This is a genomic window from Cupriavidus sp. GW823-FHT07B10 (genome assembly GCF_058794355.1).
The window spans coordinates 24,367-41,204 of sequence record NZ_JBXAGS010000031.1; the positions used below are offsets into that span (position 1 = coordinate 24,367).

The 16,838-nt window shown below is 61.2% G+C and carries 13 protein-coding genes; 12 read left to right on the top strand and 1 reads right to left on the bottom strand.

Annotated features, from left to right (window positions below; genetic code table 11):
• Positions 1-717 precede the first annotated feature (717 nt).
• The 10 genes from cqsA to AC1Q6V_RS33750 all read left to right on the top strand — a co-directional run bounded on the left by cqsA (position 718) and on the right by AC1Q6V_RS33750 (position 12,324).
• Positions 718-2,010, top strand: coding sequence for an alpha-hydroxyketone-type quorum-sensing autoinducer synthase (cqsA, locus tag AC1Q6V_RS33705; RefSeq protein WP_058698921.1), 1,293 nt, complete (start codon positions 718-720; stop codon positions 2,008-2,010).
• A gap of 8 nt (positions 2,011-2,018) precedes the next feature.
• Positions 2,019-3,347, top strand: a complete 1,329-nt coding sequence (locus AC1Q6V_RS33710) for a sensor histidine kinase (RefSeq protein ID WP_010812530.1) — start codon at positions 2,019-2,021, stop codon at positions 3,345-3,347.
• A gap of 464 nt (positions 3,348-3,811) precedes the next feature.
• Positions 3,812-4,837: an acetamidase/formamidase family protein gene (locus AC1Q6V_RS33715; protein ID WP_454750300.1), complete on the top strand. Its 1,026-nt coding sequence runs from the start codon at positions 3,812-3,814 to the stop codon at positions 4,835-4,837.
• A 32-nt stretch (positions 4,838-4,869) separates the two neighbouring features.
• Positions 4,870-5,079, top strand: coding sequence for a XapX domain-containing protein (locus AC1Q6V_RS33720; RefSeq protein ID WP_010812532.1), 210 nt, complete (start codon positions 4,870-4,872; stop codon positions 5,077-5,079).
• Positions 5,080-5,111: 32 nt separating this feature from the next.
• The gene (locus AC1Q6V_RS33725; protein WP_010812533.1) at positions 5,112-5,303 is read left to right on the top strand and encodes a DUF1427 family protein; all 192 of its coding nucleotides are present in this window, start codon (positions 5,112-5,114) and stop codon (positions 5,301-5,303) included.
• 97 nt (positions 5,304-5,400) lie between these two features.
• Positions 5,401-7,764 (top strand): acetamidase/formamidase family protein, encoded by a 2,364-nt coding sequence (locus AC1Q6V_RS33730; protein ID WP_454750301.1) that lies wholly within the window; start codon positions 5,401-5,403, stop codon positions 7,762-7,764.
• Between the two features lie 191 nt (positions 7,765-7,955).
• A complete protein-coding gene (locus AC1Q6V_RS33735; RefSeq protein ID WP_454750302.1) occupies positions 7,956-8,642 on the top strand; it encodes a hypothetical protein in 687 nt (228 codons plus the stop codon).
• A 232-nt stretch (positions 8,643-8,874) separates the two neighbouring features.
• Positions 8,875-9,372, top strand: a complete 498-nt coding sequence (locus tag AC1Q6V_RS33740; RefSeq protein ID WP_454750303.1) for a hypothetical protein — start codon at positions 8,875-8,877, stop codon at positions 9,370-9,372.
• 315 nt (positions 9,373-9,687) lie between these two features.
• Positions 9,688-9,909 carry a DUF1484 family protein gene (locus AC1Q6V_RS33745; protein WP_010812536.1) on the top strand — a complete coding sequence of 74 codons (222 nt, stop codon included), beginning with the start codon at positions 9,688-9,690 and terminating at the stop codon, positions 9,907-9,909.
• Positions 9,910-10,458: 549 nt separating this feature from the next.
• Entirely contained in the window at positions 10,459-12,324 is a 1,866-nt protein-coding gene (locus tag AC1Q6V_RS33750) for a hypothetical protein (RefSeq protein ID WP_454750324.1), read from the top strand.
• 68 nt (positions 12,325-12,392) lie between these two features.
• On the opposite strand, the gene AC1Q6V_RS33755 is transcribed toward AC1Q6V_RS33750, so the two are convergent.
• Positions 12,393-13,514, bottom strand: coding sequence for a helix-turn-helix transcriptional regulator (locus tag AC1Q6V_RS33755; protein ID WP_454750323.1), 1,122 nt, complete (start codon positions 13,512-13,514; stop codon positions 12,393-12,395).
• A gap of 678 nt (positions 13,515-14,192) precedes the next feature.
• On the opposite strand from AC1Q6V_RS33755, the gene AC1Q6V_RS33760 reads away from it, so the two are divergent.
• Both AC1Q6V_RS33760 and AC1Q6V_RS33765 read left to right on the top strand, forming a co-directional pair.
• Positions 14,193-15,482, top strand: a complete 1,290-nt coding sequence (locus AC1Q6V_RS33760) for a hypothetical protein (RefSeq protein ID WP_454750322.1) — start codon at positions 14,193-14,195, stop codon at positions 15,480-15,482.
• Between the two features lie 18 nt (positions 15,483-15,500).
• Entirely contained in the window at positions 15,501-16,778 is a 1,278-nt protein-coding gene (locus AC1Q6V_RS33765) for a hypothetical protein (RefSeq protein WP_454750321.1), read from the top strand.
• Positions 16,779-16,838 lie beyond the last annotated feature (60 nt).

A 16,838-nucleotide genomic window follows, 5' to 3' on the forward strand; every position in this document is an offset into this window, starting at 1 on the left:
CCCCCGACACAAGCGTCGCAGCACGCTGCTGCCCTGTACCCCTGCGCCAAAGGCACCAGCCTGGAAGCGCCATGGGCAGCGCCCTCTCTCCGAAGCCCCCCTCCCCCACACGCCGCCAGCCAGGTCACGCTGGCGGCAATTGCCGCCGGCCGCAACCTGCGTACCTGGCAGTCCCCTTGTCTCCCGCCCTTGGTGCCAAGTCCGATGTTGGCCCGCTTCCTGGCTATGGCGCGCTGCCGCAGCCGCCCGCCTGTAAACAGGGCGTGCAAAAAGGGCATTCTTCACCAAAACTGATGATGAGCATTCGGCAGTCCCGGGCCTGACAAGGTCCCGCCAAGCGCGAGCCACGCCCGGTCCGGGCTTCACGGACCGGCGCAACAGGTAGCGCAAGCATCACATAAGTGATGCTAAAGACATTTTACAGTGAGAAATCGGCCTATCGGCCGGCGAAGGTGCGGCCACGACGCGGCTGTCTCAACCCGGCACCCCCCACTCCAAACGGACGTTGGATTGGTGGAAGTCCGGTCACAATCGCTGAGTAAGGCTGGCACAGTGGTCGCTACGTCAACAGGACTCCCCCGACTTGTCAGCAATGGCACCTCGCCGGAAGGACTGGGTGCGGCCGCGTCGCGCGCGGACGGCAGCTTTTTGCCGCAACCGCCATGCAGAGCCTTGCCACCGATCTCACTGATTACCCGACCTGTAGAAGGAAAGCCGATGTTCTCCGAAGCCGAGCCTCCGCACTCGATGCGCCACGCCTCTCGCGCCAAAGCCCCCACGCTGCCGCCATGGATCACGGCGCGGATGGCACAACATTTCGACGAGCGGATGGGCAAGCTCTGGGGCGGCGATCATCTGCTTCACGGACGCACGCCTGGGCCCGGTGCACTGCACCTGAGCAGCAACGACTATCTCTGCCTGCTCGGCGAGACCTCTCTGGTACAGGCGCAGGCGCGGGCCTTCCTCAATGAGGAGCCGGAGTTGCTGATGTCGTCCGTGTTCCAGCACGGCGACACCCCGCAGCGGCGCGTCGAGCGCAAGATCGCAGACCTGATGCAGGCCGAGGACGGGCTGATCGCCCAGTCCGGCTGGGCCGCCAACGTCGGCCTGGTGCAGTGCATTGCCGGCCCCGGCATTCCGGTCTATATCGACATGAACGGGCATGCCTCCCTGTGGGAGGGCATCATCGCCGCGGGCGCGCAGGCCGTGCCGGTGCGCCACAACGATTGCGAGCACGTGCGCCGCCAGCTTGAGCGCTTCGGCCCGGGCGTGATCATGGTGGACTCGGTCTACAGCACCACCGGCAGCGTGGCGCCGCTGGAGGACTATGTCGACCTGGCGGAGGCGTCTGGCTGCGTGCTGGTGGTGGACGAGTCGCACTCGCTCGGCACCCATGGGCCGTCTGGCGGCGGCCTGGTGCGCGCGCTCGGGCTGTCCGAGCGCGTACACTTCCGCACGGCCTCGCTGGCCAAGGCGTTTGCCGGCCGCGCCGGCTATGTTGCCTGTTCGACCGACTTCAAGGACTTCTTCGCGGTTGAGTCCCGGCCGGCCATTTTCAGTTCCGGGCTGCTGCGCCATGAGGTTGCGTGGTTCGATGCCGTGACGGATTTCGTCGCCACGGCGGATGAACGCCGTGCGCGCCTGCATGCCATCACTCGCGACACCCGGGCCGCGATTGCCGAACTGGGCTACAACATCAGCGAAGGCTCCGAGCAGATCATCGGCCTGGAGGCGGGAAGCGAGCCGCAAGTCAAGGTGCTGCGCGATGCGCTGCAGAGCCGCGGGATCTTCGGCGCGGTATTCTGTGCGCCGGCAACACCGAAGAATCGGGCATTGATGCGACTTACGCTGCATGCGAAACTTGCCGCCAATGAAATCGACCGCCTGGTCGGCGTGCTCGCCAGCATCCGCGACGAAGTCCGGCTGGATGAATGGTCCTCGACGCGCCGGGCCCGGCGCAAGTCTCAAAATCCCACAAGCGGGCCGCTGGCAGGCTCCCGCGAGGAGTAGTCCTGGAGATGGATGCAAAGGTAGCGCAAGCGGAAGACGGCCGCACCTCACTTGCCGGCGTCGCCCGCGATGCGTGGCAGACTGTATTCGAGACCGCCGCGCGGGCTACGCTGCTGGACGAGGAGAGCGTCATCCGGCTGCGCCGGATCCAGATGGTGGGGGCGCTGGGCGTGATCGGACACCCGCTGTACTACGTGATCTGGTCCTACATCTTCCCGCAGCCCTATGAAAACCTCTGGCTGCGCCTGGTCTGCACCGCGCTGTTCGTGCCGCTGCTGTTCGCCTCCGCCTTCTCGGACCGGCGCTGGCTGCCGCCCTATGCACTCTTTGCCATTACCATAGGCCTGCCGTTCGCCTTTATCTTCTTCTACCTGGAGAATGGCGGCTCCATGGTGTGGGCCGAATCGGTCATCATCGCGGTGGTGATCCTGTATCACTTCAACACCGCGTTCGCGACCATTGCCTTGTTCTCAGGGGCCGCGGCAGCCATTGCGCTGTTCGTGCTGGCGGGCAACTCCATGGGCGGAATCCCGTGGGAGCCGGTACTGCTGCAGCTGCCGGTGATCGGCTTTGTCATCGCGGTGCTGGTGGTGATCAAGATGGACCGCCAGCTGCTGGCCGAACAGAAGCGGCGCGGGATGGCCGCCGCGCTGGCCACCGTCGCGCACGAACTGCGCACGCCGCTGACCAGCCTGGCCATGACTGCCAGGGGCCTCAAGGCGCGGCTGCCGGCAGCCCTGGACCAGGACACGCCGCAGCGCGACGGCCTGATGCAGGCCGTGGCCCGGATGGAATCAGACCTGGCCCATATCAGCAACAGCATTGAACTGCTGGTCGCCAACTCCAAGAACCCGGACAACGCCACGCAGGAGCTGTTCGAACTGGGCGGTGTGATCCGCGACGCTGTCGGCCGGTTTCCGTTCGAGCACAGCGACCTGGATCTGGTCACCGTCGACCTGCCTGGCCCCGCCTACGTGATGGGCAACGCCCAGTTGTTCGGGCTGGTCACGACCAACTTGCTGAAGAACGCGCTGGAAGCGACCAAGCGGGCCGGCAAGGGCACCATCCATATCCGCTGCGAGGTCCGGCCCGACGCCGTCCATGTGGTGTTCCGCGACACCGCCACGGGCGTGCCGCCGCAAGTGCTGGCCCGGATGTTCCAGCCCTTCTTCTCTTACCCGGCGCATCGCGGCACCGGCATCGGACTGGCGTTTTGCCAGAAGGTGCTGAACAGTTGGGGGGCAAGCATCAGCTGCCGCTCCGAGGAGCACGTGTTCACCGAGTTCGATATGCGCTTTCCCCGCAAGGGGAAATGGCCCGAGGCGCCATCGCAATAGCAATAGCAGGCGCTGGCATTGCGCCGGCGCCGCACAGCGACTTACACCACCCCCGGCGGCCCTCAGCCCCGCAACCTGCGCGGCATCCATGCCCAGGGCCCCTGCCATCCTCAGCATCAGCCCCTGGCTCTGCCGGGCTTCCGCACTGTCAAGGCGTTGTCGACAATTCCATAGATCGTTGACACGATGTCAACCAGGAATTAACAGCCCGCCGCGACCCGGCATCGTGCAGCGGGTTTACCTTAGTACGCAGCAACACAAGAGTTTGGGGTGAATCGCCCTACTGCCCCGCAACGCCCTGTCCCTAGTATTGACTCACCGCGCGGCGCCTGCAGGACTGCCGCGCGGTACCAGGCATACCCCGCCTGCCACGCATAGCCAGTGTCCCTGATTACCTCATCGAATCCAGCCGCTCACCGGGTGAACGGCTGCGGACACGGCTGCAAGAAAACATAGGAGACAACATGCTGCACGACCTGCCCGCCCGCCCCGAGACCGTCCACTGGGGCTACTTCGATGCCGCCAAGGCGCCCGCCCTGACCGTGAAAAGCGGCGACCTCATCCGCGCCGAAGCGGTAACCCACCATGCCGGCGATGCCCCCGACCTGATGATGGACGACGCCATTCGCGAGATCTTCCGGGCGATTCCCCACGACGACCGCAACCCCGGCGTGCACATCATGACCGGCCCTATCTATGTCGAAGACGCCAAGCCCGGCGACGTGCTGGAGGTGCGCTACCTGCAGATGATTCCGCGCTTCCGTTTCGGGGCGAATGCCGCGGCGCACTGGGGCCAGCTGTACAAAGAGTTCGAGAAGGAGCGGGTCACCATCTATGAGCTGGACCAGCGCTCCAACACCGCGCATGCCCTGTACGCCTTCGACTACCCCGGCAAGATGACCATCCCCGGCAAGCTCGTGGATGAGCGGGAATGCTGCCGGCAGCCGGCGCTGGCCGGTGTGCGCGTTCCCGTGCGCCCGCACCTGGGCACCGCTGGCGTCGCGCCCGACGCGCGCGGCCGCGTCACCACCGTCGAGCCCGGCCTGCATGGCGGCAATATCGACAACTGGCGCATCGGCGCGGGCGCCACCATGTACTACCCGGTCCAGGTCGACGGCGCGCTGTTCTCGATCGGCGACCCGCATATCTCGCAAGGCGACGGCGAGATCAGCGGCACCGCCATCGAGGCCTCATTGAACGTCCTGTTCCAGATCGTCCTGCGCAAGGACTTTCACTTCCCGTCGCCGCTGCTGGAAACGCCGGATTGCTGGGTCGTCCATGGCTTCCATGAAGACCTGGATGAAGCCGGCAAGAACGCGGCCCGCGACATGATCCATCTGCTGACCGAGCAACAGGGACTCTCGCGCGACGATGCCTATTCGCTCATGAGCGTCTCGGCTGACTTCGGCGTGACGCAGGTCGTCGATGGCACCCAGGGCATCCATTGCACCATGCCGCGCTCGATCTTCCCGCCCAAGGACAAGGGCTGAGCCGTCAACTCAATACAAAGGGAGAGCGCCACATGCAATACGTCTACATAGGACGCAACGAGCTGGTTGCACTGATTGTCGGCCTGGTCACCGGCACGCTGTATTCCTGGCTGAACCTGCCGATCCCCGCGCCAAACGTCACCGGCGGGATCTGCGCCATCCTCTTCACCTACATCGGCTATCTGATCGTGCACGCATGGCGCAGGACCATCGCCTTCGGGCGGCCGCCGGAAAGCCGCTGAATCACGCGCAACTCATGAGATTGGGGAATGACATGGTGGAAATTGCATTGGGCAGCACCGAGCTGCAGGCCGCAGCCGTTGGCTTGGTGACTGGCGTTATCTACACTGCGGTACGTGCGCCGATACCGGCCCCGAACGTGCTCGGCGGGATCTTCGCCATCTTTGGCACGTTTGCGGGATTCGTACTGGTGGCCGCGATGCGGGGGCAGTTGCTGTTCGGCTAGCGGAGGGCCTGGCCTTCGCAAGAAATGCTTTGGATGCGCGGCGGACAGCAATGTCCGCCCGTTTTCGCTGTTGCAGCGTGATGCCAGGGAGGTTCAATTGCACCTTTTGCGTTTTTCCACCGAAGCCTATCCACACAACCGGCGCGGCGCAGCCTGGCGTGACGAACTCCGCGCCGCACGCCTGCATTGCGAAAGCCTGTGCGCCGATCACACCCTGCACGGCACGATCGAGTCGCGGACCACCCCCGCGGGCATCGAGCTGACCTGCATTGCATCGGTCCCCCAGACGCTGGCCATCACCAGCGGCGACGGCCGCGGCCTGATGCTGCTGATGCTGACCGAAGGCGAAGCGCACCTCGCTGCGCCGGAACTGCGTGAACCGCTGCGGCCGGGGCAGGTGGTCTGCGTGCCGGAACACGCCGCCCGCAGGCTGGCCCTTGCCACCAGCTTCCGCATGCTGATCGTGCATATCGGCCAGGCATTGCTGAGCGCACGCATCACGGCCCCTTTGCCTCGCTCCGCGCTGGTGCTGAGCGGCGACTCGGCGGAACTGTTTGCCCGCCTGCTCCAGTCCATGGCGGCCAGCTTCGACACCATCGTGTCCGCAAACGCCAAGGCCATCCAGCCCTTCGACAACACCATCACCGCCTGCCTTGACGCCGCACTGGCCGACAGCCAGCCCAGCGCACCGCCAGACATGACGCCCTCGCGCGCGGCCGTCTTTGCGCGCGTCTGCAGCCGCATCGACGCACGCCTTGCCGAGCCGGAACTCAGCCTCGCCGCCATCGCCGCGGACGAGCGCATGTCGGCCCGCTACCTGCAGAAGCTCTTCGAGAAATCCGGCAGCAGCTTTTCCGCCTACCTGCGCACCAGCCGGCTCGAGCGATGCCGGGCCGACCTGGCGAACCACCAGTACGACAAGCTCTCGGTCTCCGACATCTGCTATCGCTGGGGCTTCAACGACCCTTCGCACTTCAGCCACGCGTTTCGCGAACAGTTCGGGATCTCGCCCCGCGCCTACCGTGAGCAGACGGCGAACACGCCCGAGCATCGCCCACCGCAGAATGTCTCCCGCGGGCTTCCGGCCAATGCGAAGCGGGCTCCCGCTAGCCATGGCGCGCCCGCGAACGATGGCCCTGCTGCGCGCCTGCAAGCGGTGCCCACCATCGTCCCCATCACCCAGGCGCGCTCGCACGCCGCGCGCCCGGAAGGCCGGCACCACTGGCTGCAGGCCACGGACAAGACCGTGCACTGGGGCTATCTCAGCCACGACCTGCCGCCCGTGCTCGAGGTCATGCCCGGCGACACCGTCACCATCGAAACGCTGACGCAGCACGCCTCTGACGACCGGGAACGCATGATCGACGGCGACGCCGGCGCCGAAAGCGTCTTTCACTGGACCGCGGAGCAGAAGAACGTCAACCGGCGCGGCGCGGGCCCGATCGACGCCTCGGTCTATGGCCGCGGCGCCGGCGAAGGCTTTGGCGTGCATATCTGCACCGGCCCGGTCGCGGTGCGCGGCGCCATGCCCGGCGATGTGCTGGAGGTGCGCATCCTGGACGTGCGCCCGCGCCCGTGCCGCAACCCGCGCTTTGCCGGCAGGGCCTTCGGCAGCAACGCCGCGACCTGGTGGGGCTTTCATTACCGCGACATGCTGACCGAGCCGCGCGAGCGCGAAGTGGTCACCGTCTTCGAGATCGATTGCGAACGCGCCGACAGCCGTGCGCGCGCGGTCTACAACTTCCGCTGGACGCCGCAGCGCGATCCGTTCGGCGTGCTGCACCCGACCATCGACTATCCCGGCGTGCCGGTCGACCACGACACCATCGTCAAGAACTACGACGTGCTGCGCGATATCGAGATACCGGTCCGCCCCCACTTCGGCGTCATCGCCGTGGCGCCGGCGCAGGACGGCCTGATCGACTCCATCCCGCCCTCCAGCTTTGCCGGCAACCTGGACAACTGGCGCGTCACCCGGGGCGCCAGCGTCTACCTCAGGGTAGCCGTGCCGGGCGCCCTGCTGTCGATTGGCGATCCCCATGCCTCGCAGGGAGACTCCGAGCTGTGCGGCACCGCCATCGAATGCTCGCTGACCGGTGACTTCCAGCTCATCCTGCACAAGAGCACCATGATCGATCGCGACGCTCCCTTCGCCGACCTGAGCTACCCGCTGGTGGAAACCGCCGACGAATGGATCCTGCATGGCTTCAGCTCACCCAACCACCTGGCTGAACTGGGCCAGATGGCGCAGAGCCATATCTACCTGAAGTCCACCCTGGACGACGCCATGCGCGACGCCTTCCGCAAGACACGCCGCTTCCTTATGTCGGTCAAGGGGCTGAGTGAAGACGAGGCGGTCGCGCTGATCTCTGTTGCGGTGGATTTTGGTATCACGCAGGTGGTGAATGGCAACTGGGGTGTGCATGCGATTATCAGGAAGTCGATGTTCAGCCGCGCCTAGCAGGCTGTCGCTCGGCGCAAGACCTATATGCGTATCCAACGCTGGCAGCGAACGCACCCTGCTGGGCTGCCCCGTGATCGATAGCGCAAGCGCACCGGTTACTGCCGGCGCGGCGCTAGCCATGGCATCATCGGCGGAAGCCTAGGTTATTGGGGCGCGGACTGGGTAGTCGATCAAATGGAGTGAGATAAGTGCTCAAGAAATTGCGCGACAAGTTGACTCACAGGCGTATCGCCGAGGAGCGGAATCGAGCCCTCCGAGCACGCTTCGGCCGCTCGCTGGAAGAATTGCAACGTTTATTTTCTCGTCCGCTAGATGCGATGCAAATACCAGTGACTGAAAAGAGGCCATCTAAGTACCCCGAAATTTCCAGCTTATTACCCGGAGCGGGCATAAATGCTTTTTACGCTCACTTTCAGCTGGAGTCGGATAAAGTGCATGGGTTTATCGAAGGCATTAAAACTGGATTCGATAAAATTGATGAGCACCTGTACACGAGACGCAGCGGCAATGAGGTTGGAGACTTTTTCATTTCCATTGCGCTCAACGATGAGTTTTCGGGATCGATAGTATCAATGATGACCAACGATGTTTCAGTATTTTGTCGCATAGCAGTGGCCAACTCCGGTCCACCGCCTCCGTGGGTCGCCTTTCCAGAGATTAGCGAACCGCTTAAGCTGGGATTCCTGCAAGGCGATATTGAATATTGGTGGGATAACTATTGGTCTCCATTCTGGGAATCCTTAACTGCCGAAGAGCGCGAGGCATATTTAGGAAGACGCGGAGCCACCAAAGAATGGAAGCGTTGCATTTGGCTTCATGGAAGGGAGGCACGTGAGCTACTGGAAAGCGCGCTGTCTGAGAAGGATCAGGGATAGCATGACCTTCCGGCATGTTCCTGAAGGTGCGTCCGCAATGCGAGCATTGCTCCCTGAACTCCATCAACCGATGACTGTCGAGCGCTTGATAAAGGGACTCATTTGAGAGGGGAGCAACCCCGCCGCCGGCCGGCCTTTCAGCAACCTGCCAGGCGCCCACACGCACGGCCGAACGCTGCCTGTCGGCCCCTATAGTATCCTCGCGGGTTCCCCGACCCGTACCACGAGATTGATGCACCACACCGACGACGCCCTTCCCGAGCACGAATCCACCGCCATCCACGAGCCCCGCCTCTGGCGCGACAAGGGCTGGACCGCCCGCGTCATCAAGAACGAGGACGGCGACGGCTGGGCAGTCGAAATGATCCGCGACGGCAGCGCCGAGCCCGCGCTGGTCGGTCCCTGGACCATGGGGCGAAACAAGGTCGATCCCAAGCCGCTGGATGCCACTGCGCACCAGACGCTGGTCAAGACGGCTTCAGAGGTTATCCGGCGGCATGAGCAGCAATTGCATGCGCAGCTCAACAAGCAGGTCAGTATTGAGTCTGAATCCGGCACTGTGATTGTGAAGCTCGTCATTACGCCGGATGAATTCGAGCCCTTTGGCACTCTCACGGCCGAAGATCCCTTCGGCGATGTGCTGGCGACTGTGAAGGTGCGGCCCGACTTTCGGCTGACGCGGGACAGCGCCGAGCGCTGGGCCGTTGGTGGGTTCGACAGGATTCGCTAGGCAACTGCCTGACAGCGAAGCGCCGGAAGATTGCGAATCGTCTGATCGCCACAGACGGCAGAGATGGGGACACTAGAGCCATCATCGAAACAACGATGATCGGGTGTACCAACTCGGAACTCATTCCAGACGGCCGTCTCAAGCGGCCACGGTCGTACGTCCACATCCCTCAGTCAATGGCGGGCCGGGCGGGGCAGCCGCAAGGCTGGCCGGACTACTCTGGAATGAGCCGGTATTGGTACCCCCGCTGTCAGGCCCGCCGCCCCTTCTATTGCAGGTTCCAGGCGGGTCTTCCAACTTTGATAGGAGCTCGCAATGGAAGAACATACCGCGTCGAATCAACAACCTGTCTTAATCGCCAATCCGGAAGATTGCCGGGAATCGCTGAATTGCATCAGTGCTGGATTGGACAGGGTGCTGGTGCTGTTGGAAGTGGAAAGCGAATGTTCGGATGCTTGTTTTGGTATCCGGTGCCTGGTGGCAATGATTAAGGCGAAGTTTGACCGGACGGCGGGGGAGATTTGTCCGGTGGAGTGAGTGGGGATGCTGATGTGGCCGGGGGTGTTGCTCCGGTGGGGTGGGATAACCGCAGCTTCGGCTGCGGTTATTTTTTGGCGCGTTGACTAACGGGGTGCGCTCTGGCCGCTGTGCCTTAGGAACGGTCGTCGTGTTGCGACCGTCGACTTAGCAGAAACGAGTTTCGTTTAGCAGTTTTACTAACCAGCGCAGATACCGGCGGACAAGTCACTGAGCATGCTTTCGGATGACTCGTTCGAACTCGCTTGCCATTGTGTTGCCTCTGAGGAATGGGATGCCTGGCTAGCCTACCGCTCCCCGGATCTCGCGCGCAGCTTCATGCGTTCTACCCTACCCAGAACATGGCAACGGAGCAGACGCCGGGTTCTCTGCGGGCCAAGAAGGCCATGGCCCCGGAAGGCTTGCGACACCTGGGTCCGCCAGCCCAACGCCCGCATCCCCAATTCTAGTGATGCGGGGCGCGCCGTTTAATTCATATGCTCTAGACGGGGAGTACCTGACCTCGCAGACCTAGCGCGGGCGGTCTTCATCGGGAACAGGGAGCAGGAGATGAAAAGGGCATTGGGTTACCTCGCCGCCATTGCCGCGGTAGTAGCGCTCTCCGCTTGCGGCGGAGGGAACGACAACTCGAATGGTGAAGGATCGACGCCACCCGCCACGTCGGGTGCGGTGGTAACAACCGCGGTCGGCGATGCCATCGTAACGAAAACTTTCCAGCCTGGCGTCTTGCAACTGCCTACCGACGCCGCGACGTCCCCTGCTGACAGCACGTTGGCCATAAATAGCCGCTCGGCCGGATCGATGAAGGCCGGTACGGTCGTGTTCTGGAACGACAGGGCTTACGTCGTGACGGCTGCGACGCCAATCTCCGACGAGACGATTCAGGTAACGACCCGGCCGGCAGAGTTTCAGGAGGTGTTCGCTGACATCGAGGTCACAGGCAACATAAAAACTGAGGACCTGGATCTGTCCAGAATGACCGCCACCATGGCGACAAGCGTCACCAAAACGCCCAAAGCCGCAGGTAGCATCCTCCTTATGCCCCAGGCGTCAACCTTCGATTCAGGTCCGTGCACGGCGACGGTCGGCGACGGCAAGCTGGGAGAATCGTCGTCCGCGACCTGCGACCTGAAGGTGGCCTCCTTTTCTCCCTTCGATCTTACTATTAAGTCCGGTTTTCGCGATTCCCTCATTTCCGGGGTTGACATCAAGTTCCTTCAGGGCAAGTTCACCTATGAGGAGATGCAAATTACGCCGTTCATGCGTGCCGAAGCCGCTTTAGTAGGGAGCGACAACAAGCCGGTCAATATCGCGAAGGAGGACATCCCCATCTTCTACCTTCAAGTGCCCGTTAAATCGACCGGAGGGTTCTTGCGGCTCGACATCCCGCTACGACTCGACGTCTCCCTTCCGGTCGCTCAGTTCCGCGCCGGCATTGAAGTCGCGTTCCCCTATTCGTCAAAAAAGGGCTGGACGATGCAAGCATCGATCGACACGCCAGCCGCCACGTTCAGTACTGATCAGCTGTTCCAGTATGAAGCAGCCGGCCACCTCTATGGTGTGGTTGGCGTTGAACTGGTCCTCGCCAAGAGCATGGTGCTCGCCCCAAACTTCGAGTGGTTTAAGCCTAACTCGCCGGACCGTATGTTCTCCCTGGGCGCCCTGTTCAAAGGAGGGGTGGATGGGACATTCTCTTTCACCGTTGACGACCTTCACGCCAAGCCTTGCTTTAAATGGGACCTGCGAGGTGCCGGCGGCGTGGCCTCGGACGTTCAACTCGGCACTGACCGTGATACGGCCCAGTCTCAAACTCTCATGAAACAGTTTGGTGACGCGGTGAGCGGATCTTCTGGATGTGAAGAGACTGGTTTTTGGCGCGGCACAGCTGAAATTACCGCTTGCACCCGAACGGACACGGTCTGCAACTTCCTGACCTACAACATCAATCGACAAGAAGTCGCGGGCCTCGCTTTTCGAACGGGCGGTGAGCAACTTAACTTCCGGCTTGACCAAGAGTTTGGCTGCATCGGAGCGACCGCATCTATACAAGCCAAGCCGGTTGCAGGCGCGACCTGGACATACTCACTGAGTTCTGGCCCACCATTCGCCAACCAGACGGGGTCCACTGCGAAATGGACGGTGACAACAGTCACAGACACAATCATGGAGGGTACGGTTTCCATCGACTTCTCAAGCACAAACTTCACGGGCACGGCCACTGGCAAATGGCGTGCGCAGAAGCAAACGGCATCGTTCCCCAAATGCTTGCTGCCGTCTCCGACCGCGCCGAAAGCGTCTAACACTCCCGCGTTTTTCTGCCCTGGCGTTCCTGACGCGAGTACGGACTATGGGTGCACGCGTCGTAATGTCGGGTTTACTGCGCCGGACGGGGAGTGGCTGCCATCCTCGCCTTAAAGTCATCGATTGGAAGTAAGCAGCGTGGAAGAGCCTCCTATCGGGAGGCCTTTTCGGACGTACTATGGCTATCGCACTTTTCGCTGCGATAGCACCCATAGCATCGTGCTGACAGCCTTCACTTGCGATCGCGTGTTCGTCTTAAGCAAGATAGCGCGCACCTGAGATCGAACTGTGTGTAGCGAAACCTGTTTCGTCTCGGAGTAATCTTCTGGAGAGATGCCGTCAATCAGCGCCTCTGCGACGGCCGCCTCGGCCGGCGTGAATCCGAACGCCTGCTGAAGCTGCCGCGCGGTCACTAACACCCCGATATCGCGCTGCCGGGCAGTGATCAATATAACCGCTTCACCCAGTGCGCTCTTCATGTGGATCGGTAGTGGCGTGATGCTCAGGAAAATGTTGTGCATCAGGGCCGTGCTATCTCGTAGTGCGAGGCTTTCCCCGCAGTGCGTCTTGGTGACACGAGCAATCGCTGCGGCCAGTGCATCGTTATCCGGGGACTGGGGTGCCGCAAGCTTGCCCTTCACGACTCGAAGCATCGTGCCCTGGCGGAGTAGACCCTCACCGGATGTATCCGCGAATACGACATGGCCGTCGGCGCTCAGCGCGAACACGATCAATCCTAGTTGTTGCATCAACTCCGTACCAATTGCTGCCTCGCGCTGCCAAGCCCTTGAGTCCTGCCAAAGGTTAATGGCGCGGTGCAGGTGGTCAGTGAGTCCGTAACCCACGCGCTTCTCGGCGTCCGTATAGGGCAGGCGGTCGGCTCCACGAAGGAAGCCGAGCAGCACAGTGTTTTTATGATCAACGTCGCCGAACTGCGCGCCCATCAGATAGCGCAATTCAAGAGGAATCAGATAGTCCTGATAGAACTCGCTCCTCGCAACTTCCCTGTCTGAAACGAAATCCTGGCAGTAGACAAAGGTCGAAAGAGGCGCTCGCTCGGTCATCTCGCGTCGAGGATCAATCAAGCCGTAATAGGTGTCATACGCTTCGATCGCCTTGGTCCAATCGGTGCCAGGCGAATAGTGCGAGAACCGAGGGCAGTTGTGGCCCGAATCCCAGGACAACATGTGAAACATGTTTGCCCCCACCGCCTCCGCAGTGCGTTGCAGGGCATCCAGGAAGTCCTCGTGCGAGAAGGCGGCCTCATAAAGGTCCCCGACGAGATGATTATTGTTCTTCAGCATCTCCGCTCCCCACGGATTCCAGACAGAAAGCCTGTCAACGCGGCCTTTACTTGCCCGGTGCTGCACGTACGTCGTTGGAAAAACCTTGCCGTTTGGCTGTCTTCCGTAGCCCCAACAAGGGTTAGATGCAATTAAACAGTCTATACCCCGATCGGACGATTCAGTATGTGCGGCGGCTCGCATTGTTCGTTGGGCTAATCCGGCGGCGCGGTTCTCGACACAATGAGACCGAAAGTCTCTGAAGGTCGGGTACGGCGCTCCGTTCTCGCGGACGGATGGCAGAAGATCTCATCGATCGCGAGAGTATGCCGCCGAATCTGTCTCTGAAGATCTTCACAGGTGCCCTGCACTTGGGCAATTGCCCTTCCCTTCATACCTCCCATCATCTGGAGCCCAAACGTCTTCCAACGCCTTGACCCACGCTTCCGCGAGTGCATCGCTGAGATAAATGCAGGCTCACCGCTCCATAGCGGTGAGCTTTTTCACCTGCCCCGCACACAAAACAGCCGATAGGCCCCACGCCTAACCCGGACCGAGGGTTTCTACGTAGTCAATATTGGCGATGGAGGACGCGCACAGTCCTCCTATGCTGAAACGAACGATCCGAGCACCAACGACATATCGCCGCGCGGATCCCCCTGTTTAGGGAGAAGGTCAATCTCGAGGGAGCAACAGACCATGGACAGCGCTACTGGGAGTCGCATAGAGCTGATCCAAGTATGGACCGCGGTCGCTTGCGTCCTATTTCCCTGCGCAGGCCTTAGCCAATCCTTTCGCTCCGCCGCGGAGTGCGAGCATGCACTCAAGCAACTTCAGGCACAGGCAAATTATTGGGATTCCGCGTTTATGGATTGCGCCGCAGGTGCCGCTAAATACCAAGTCCACGATTGCCGCGCGATCGCATCGGACTCACCCAGGTTTCGAGCGGCCTTTAGCGCCGACGCCGCAAAACGCGACACCTACATCGCGCAGGTCAAAGCGATTCAACCGGTCTGTGACCAGCTTCGCGCTGCGGAGCGGCAGCGCGAGCGCCAGGAGGCCATCGATCGTAGCCGGGCGCAGCAAGCACAACAACAGGCGCAAGAGCAAGAGCGACGTCGGACTCAACTTTCCCTCCAGCAATACAACGACGCAAGGATCGCAGAGGCTAGAAATCTTGGTGACAACAATCGTCGCTACGAAGAATTAAGGCGCCAACAACCAGCGCAACAACAGGCCACACAAAAGGCGGAAGCGGAACGACAGGCCGCCCGCCAGGCTGCAGTACGGTCGCAGCAACTTACTAATGCGAAAGCGGCGCTTGCCGAGCAAAGCATCTCAGCACTTCGCTCGTTGGCCGGCATACCCGACCCCCCGGGCAACCCTACAACCGACCAATACAAGTACATCCAACGCGGTGTCCAGAAGCTTCATGAAGGAATCCAAGAGAACCAGTCTGGCATCGTGAGCGAGATTCAGAACTATGCCTGGTCGAAGCTTGAGGAAAGCAATACCGAGAGATTGAATCAAGTCGAAGACCTCAAACGAACCATCGACGCAATTTCGGCAGAAACGTCCACCCCGGTCCCTGCCGCAGCGCCAATCGTGACCCTCCGAAGTTCCACGCTTCCTGTTGGGACAGCAAAAGGCGTCGACACAGAACTCGAGCAAGTTGGCTCTGGCGCCTACGGAACACGCGCACCGCAACCGGAACAGATTATTACGATGGCGAGTACGAACTCCCATTCTTCCTCGCCAAGCGCCGAGAGCATCAATTGCGACGGCAGTCAGACGGCGTCGACAAAAGCGACCACATATCCCCATACCGGACTATCCCAAAGCCAACTTTGCGTCGCGGGTCAGCAAATGGCTGACGAGCGAAAGCAAGCGCTGGCAGAAGCTACGCGCTGCAACCGAACGGCTGAAGCCGCCGCGATTCAACGTCAATTGAAGAACATCGATCGGCAACTGAAGCAGGCTTGCCATTGAGTCTACAAGGAGTCAGAGATGAAGACCTATTCACTGCTCTGGGCCGTGTCAGTAGCGCTCTTGCTTAGCGCTTGCGCGACGACTGAACAGGTTCACACAGAAATTCCACCCACGCTCGCGGCAAAGCCAGTCGCACAAACCCGACCTTATTCCCTTACACCACTGATCGTTTCCGTCCGCTGGCCAGCGGTAGTCGATCCGTCCATTTCCGACGACCTGAAGAGCGCGTGGCAGTCGTTTGGCGACGTGGATAACGATAAGAAATTCTCGGTCGGGGTTCTCAGCGCAAGCAATACCTATCACGCCGCACAGACGTACGTTGCATTGCGCAAGGCCATGCCAGAGGCAAACGTGGTTCTAGAACCGCAGCTCGTGACGCGGGACAAGGATGGGGGTATTGGGCTTGTCCCGATTGGCGATGCCAGCCTACCCGCCGCCCTAGTTGTTGACCTTGCGAGCTTCGATACTGCAGAGTTCCCGTTCATTGGGACGAGTCTGTCTTTCGTTGTGCGCTCCCCTTCCGCGCTCTCCCCGGCAAACTGTGGCTTGCTTGTAGCTGCTCAGAACCAACTACGATCTTCAGCTACAAAGTGCGCCAGCCCAAGTTTCGCGGTCACAGAGAAGCCGCCGCTGTGGTACGTGGGCGCATATGAAAAGGGTGCACAGTATGCCGGAGCGATCACGAGCCTCCCCTTGGACGGAAAGCACACGCTCGTCTACCCGCGCATTCGCCTATCAAGCTTCAGCATCTTCGGCGCGTCCCGTCCATCCTATGTAAAAAACGGCACGCCGGCCGATCTTGGCGAAATCTACAACATTGAACTCGATCCCCGTGTAACTAATATCGCCGCGGTTACCTCTGGCGCCCCTGCCGTGCTGACTACGACAGATGCAGCGACGCGAATGCTCGAACGATACATGAGGACCTTTGATCCGCCTCTGGCCGACGCCTCCATCAGCGGCGCGCCACTTAGCCGCCAACAACAGGCTAACGTCCAACTCATAAAAAAGCTTTTGATAACCGAGCTTCAGGCGAGAACGAAACGAGACGCCACCACAACTGGATGGATACTCACCGGAGAATTTGGCAAATCGTTTCGTGAAGCGCGAGAAAAGAGTTACTCCGGCTTCAACAAGATGATGCTTACGAGCTGGGTATCTGCAATAGCAGTAACGTCTGCCGGCGCGGCCACCGGCGCCTTCAACGCCACGAATCCAGCATACTTTTCTAACCAGGCGACCATGATTATGACCCACATGGTAAACGTCGATATGGCGATTGGAGCGGCCCCCTGAATCGCCGGACACAGTCCCCCACTTACAATAGCGGGTAGGCATACGACTGTGTTTATGACT

Bases quoted from the DNA above. Each gene is read 5' to 3' on its own strand.
- cqsA (WP_058698921.1), top strand. From the start codon at position 718: ATGTTCTCCGAAGCCGAGCCTCCGCACTCGATGCGCCACGCCTCTCGC.
- AC1Q6V_RS33710 (WP_010812530.1), top strand. From the start codon at position 2,019: ATGGATGCAAAGGTAGCGCAAGCGGAAGACGGCCGCACCTCACTTGCC.
- AC1Q6V_RS33715 (WP_454750300.1), top strand. From the start codon at position 3,812: ATGCTGCACGACCTGCCCGCCCGCCCCGAGACCGTCCACTGGGGCTAC.
- AC1Q6V_RS33720 (WP_010812532.1), top strand. From the start codon at position 4,870: ATGCAATACGTCTACATAGGACGCAACGAGCTGGTTGCACTGATTGTC.
- AC1Q6V_RS33725 (WP_010812533.1), top strand. From the start codon at position 5,112: ATGGTGGAAATTGCATTGGGCAGCACCGAGCTGCAGGCCGCAGCCGTT.
- AC1Q6V_RS33740 (WP_454750303.1), top strand. From the start codon at position 8,875: ATGCACCACACCGACGACGCCCTTCCCGAGCACGAATCCACCGCCATC.
- AC1Q6V_RS33745 (WP_010812536.1), top strand. From the start codon at position 9,688: ATGGAAGAACATACCGCGTCGAATCAACAACCTGTCTTAATCGCCAAT.
- AC1Q6V_RS33750 (WP_454750324.1), top strand. From the start codon at position 10,459: ATGAAAAGGGCATTGGGTTACCTCGCCGCCATTGCCGCGGTAGTAGCG.
- AC1Q6V_RS33755 (WP_454750323.1), bottom strand. From the start codon at position 13,514: ATGCTGAAGAACAATAATCATCTCGTCGGGGACCTTTATGAGGCCGCC.
- AC1Q6V_RS33760 (WP_454750322.1), top strand. From the start codon at position 14,193: ATGGACAGCGCTACTGGGAGTCGCATAGAGCTGATCCAAGTATGGACC.
- AC1Q6V_RS33765 (WP_454750321.1), top strand. From the start codon at position 15,501: ATGAAGACCTATTCACTGCTCTGGGCCGTGTCAGTAGCGCTCTTGCTT.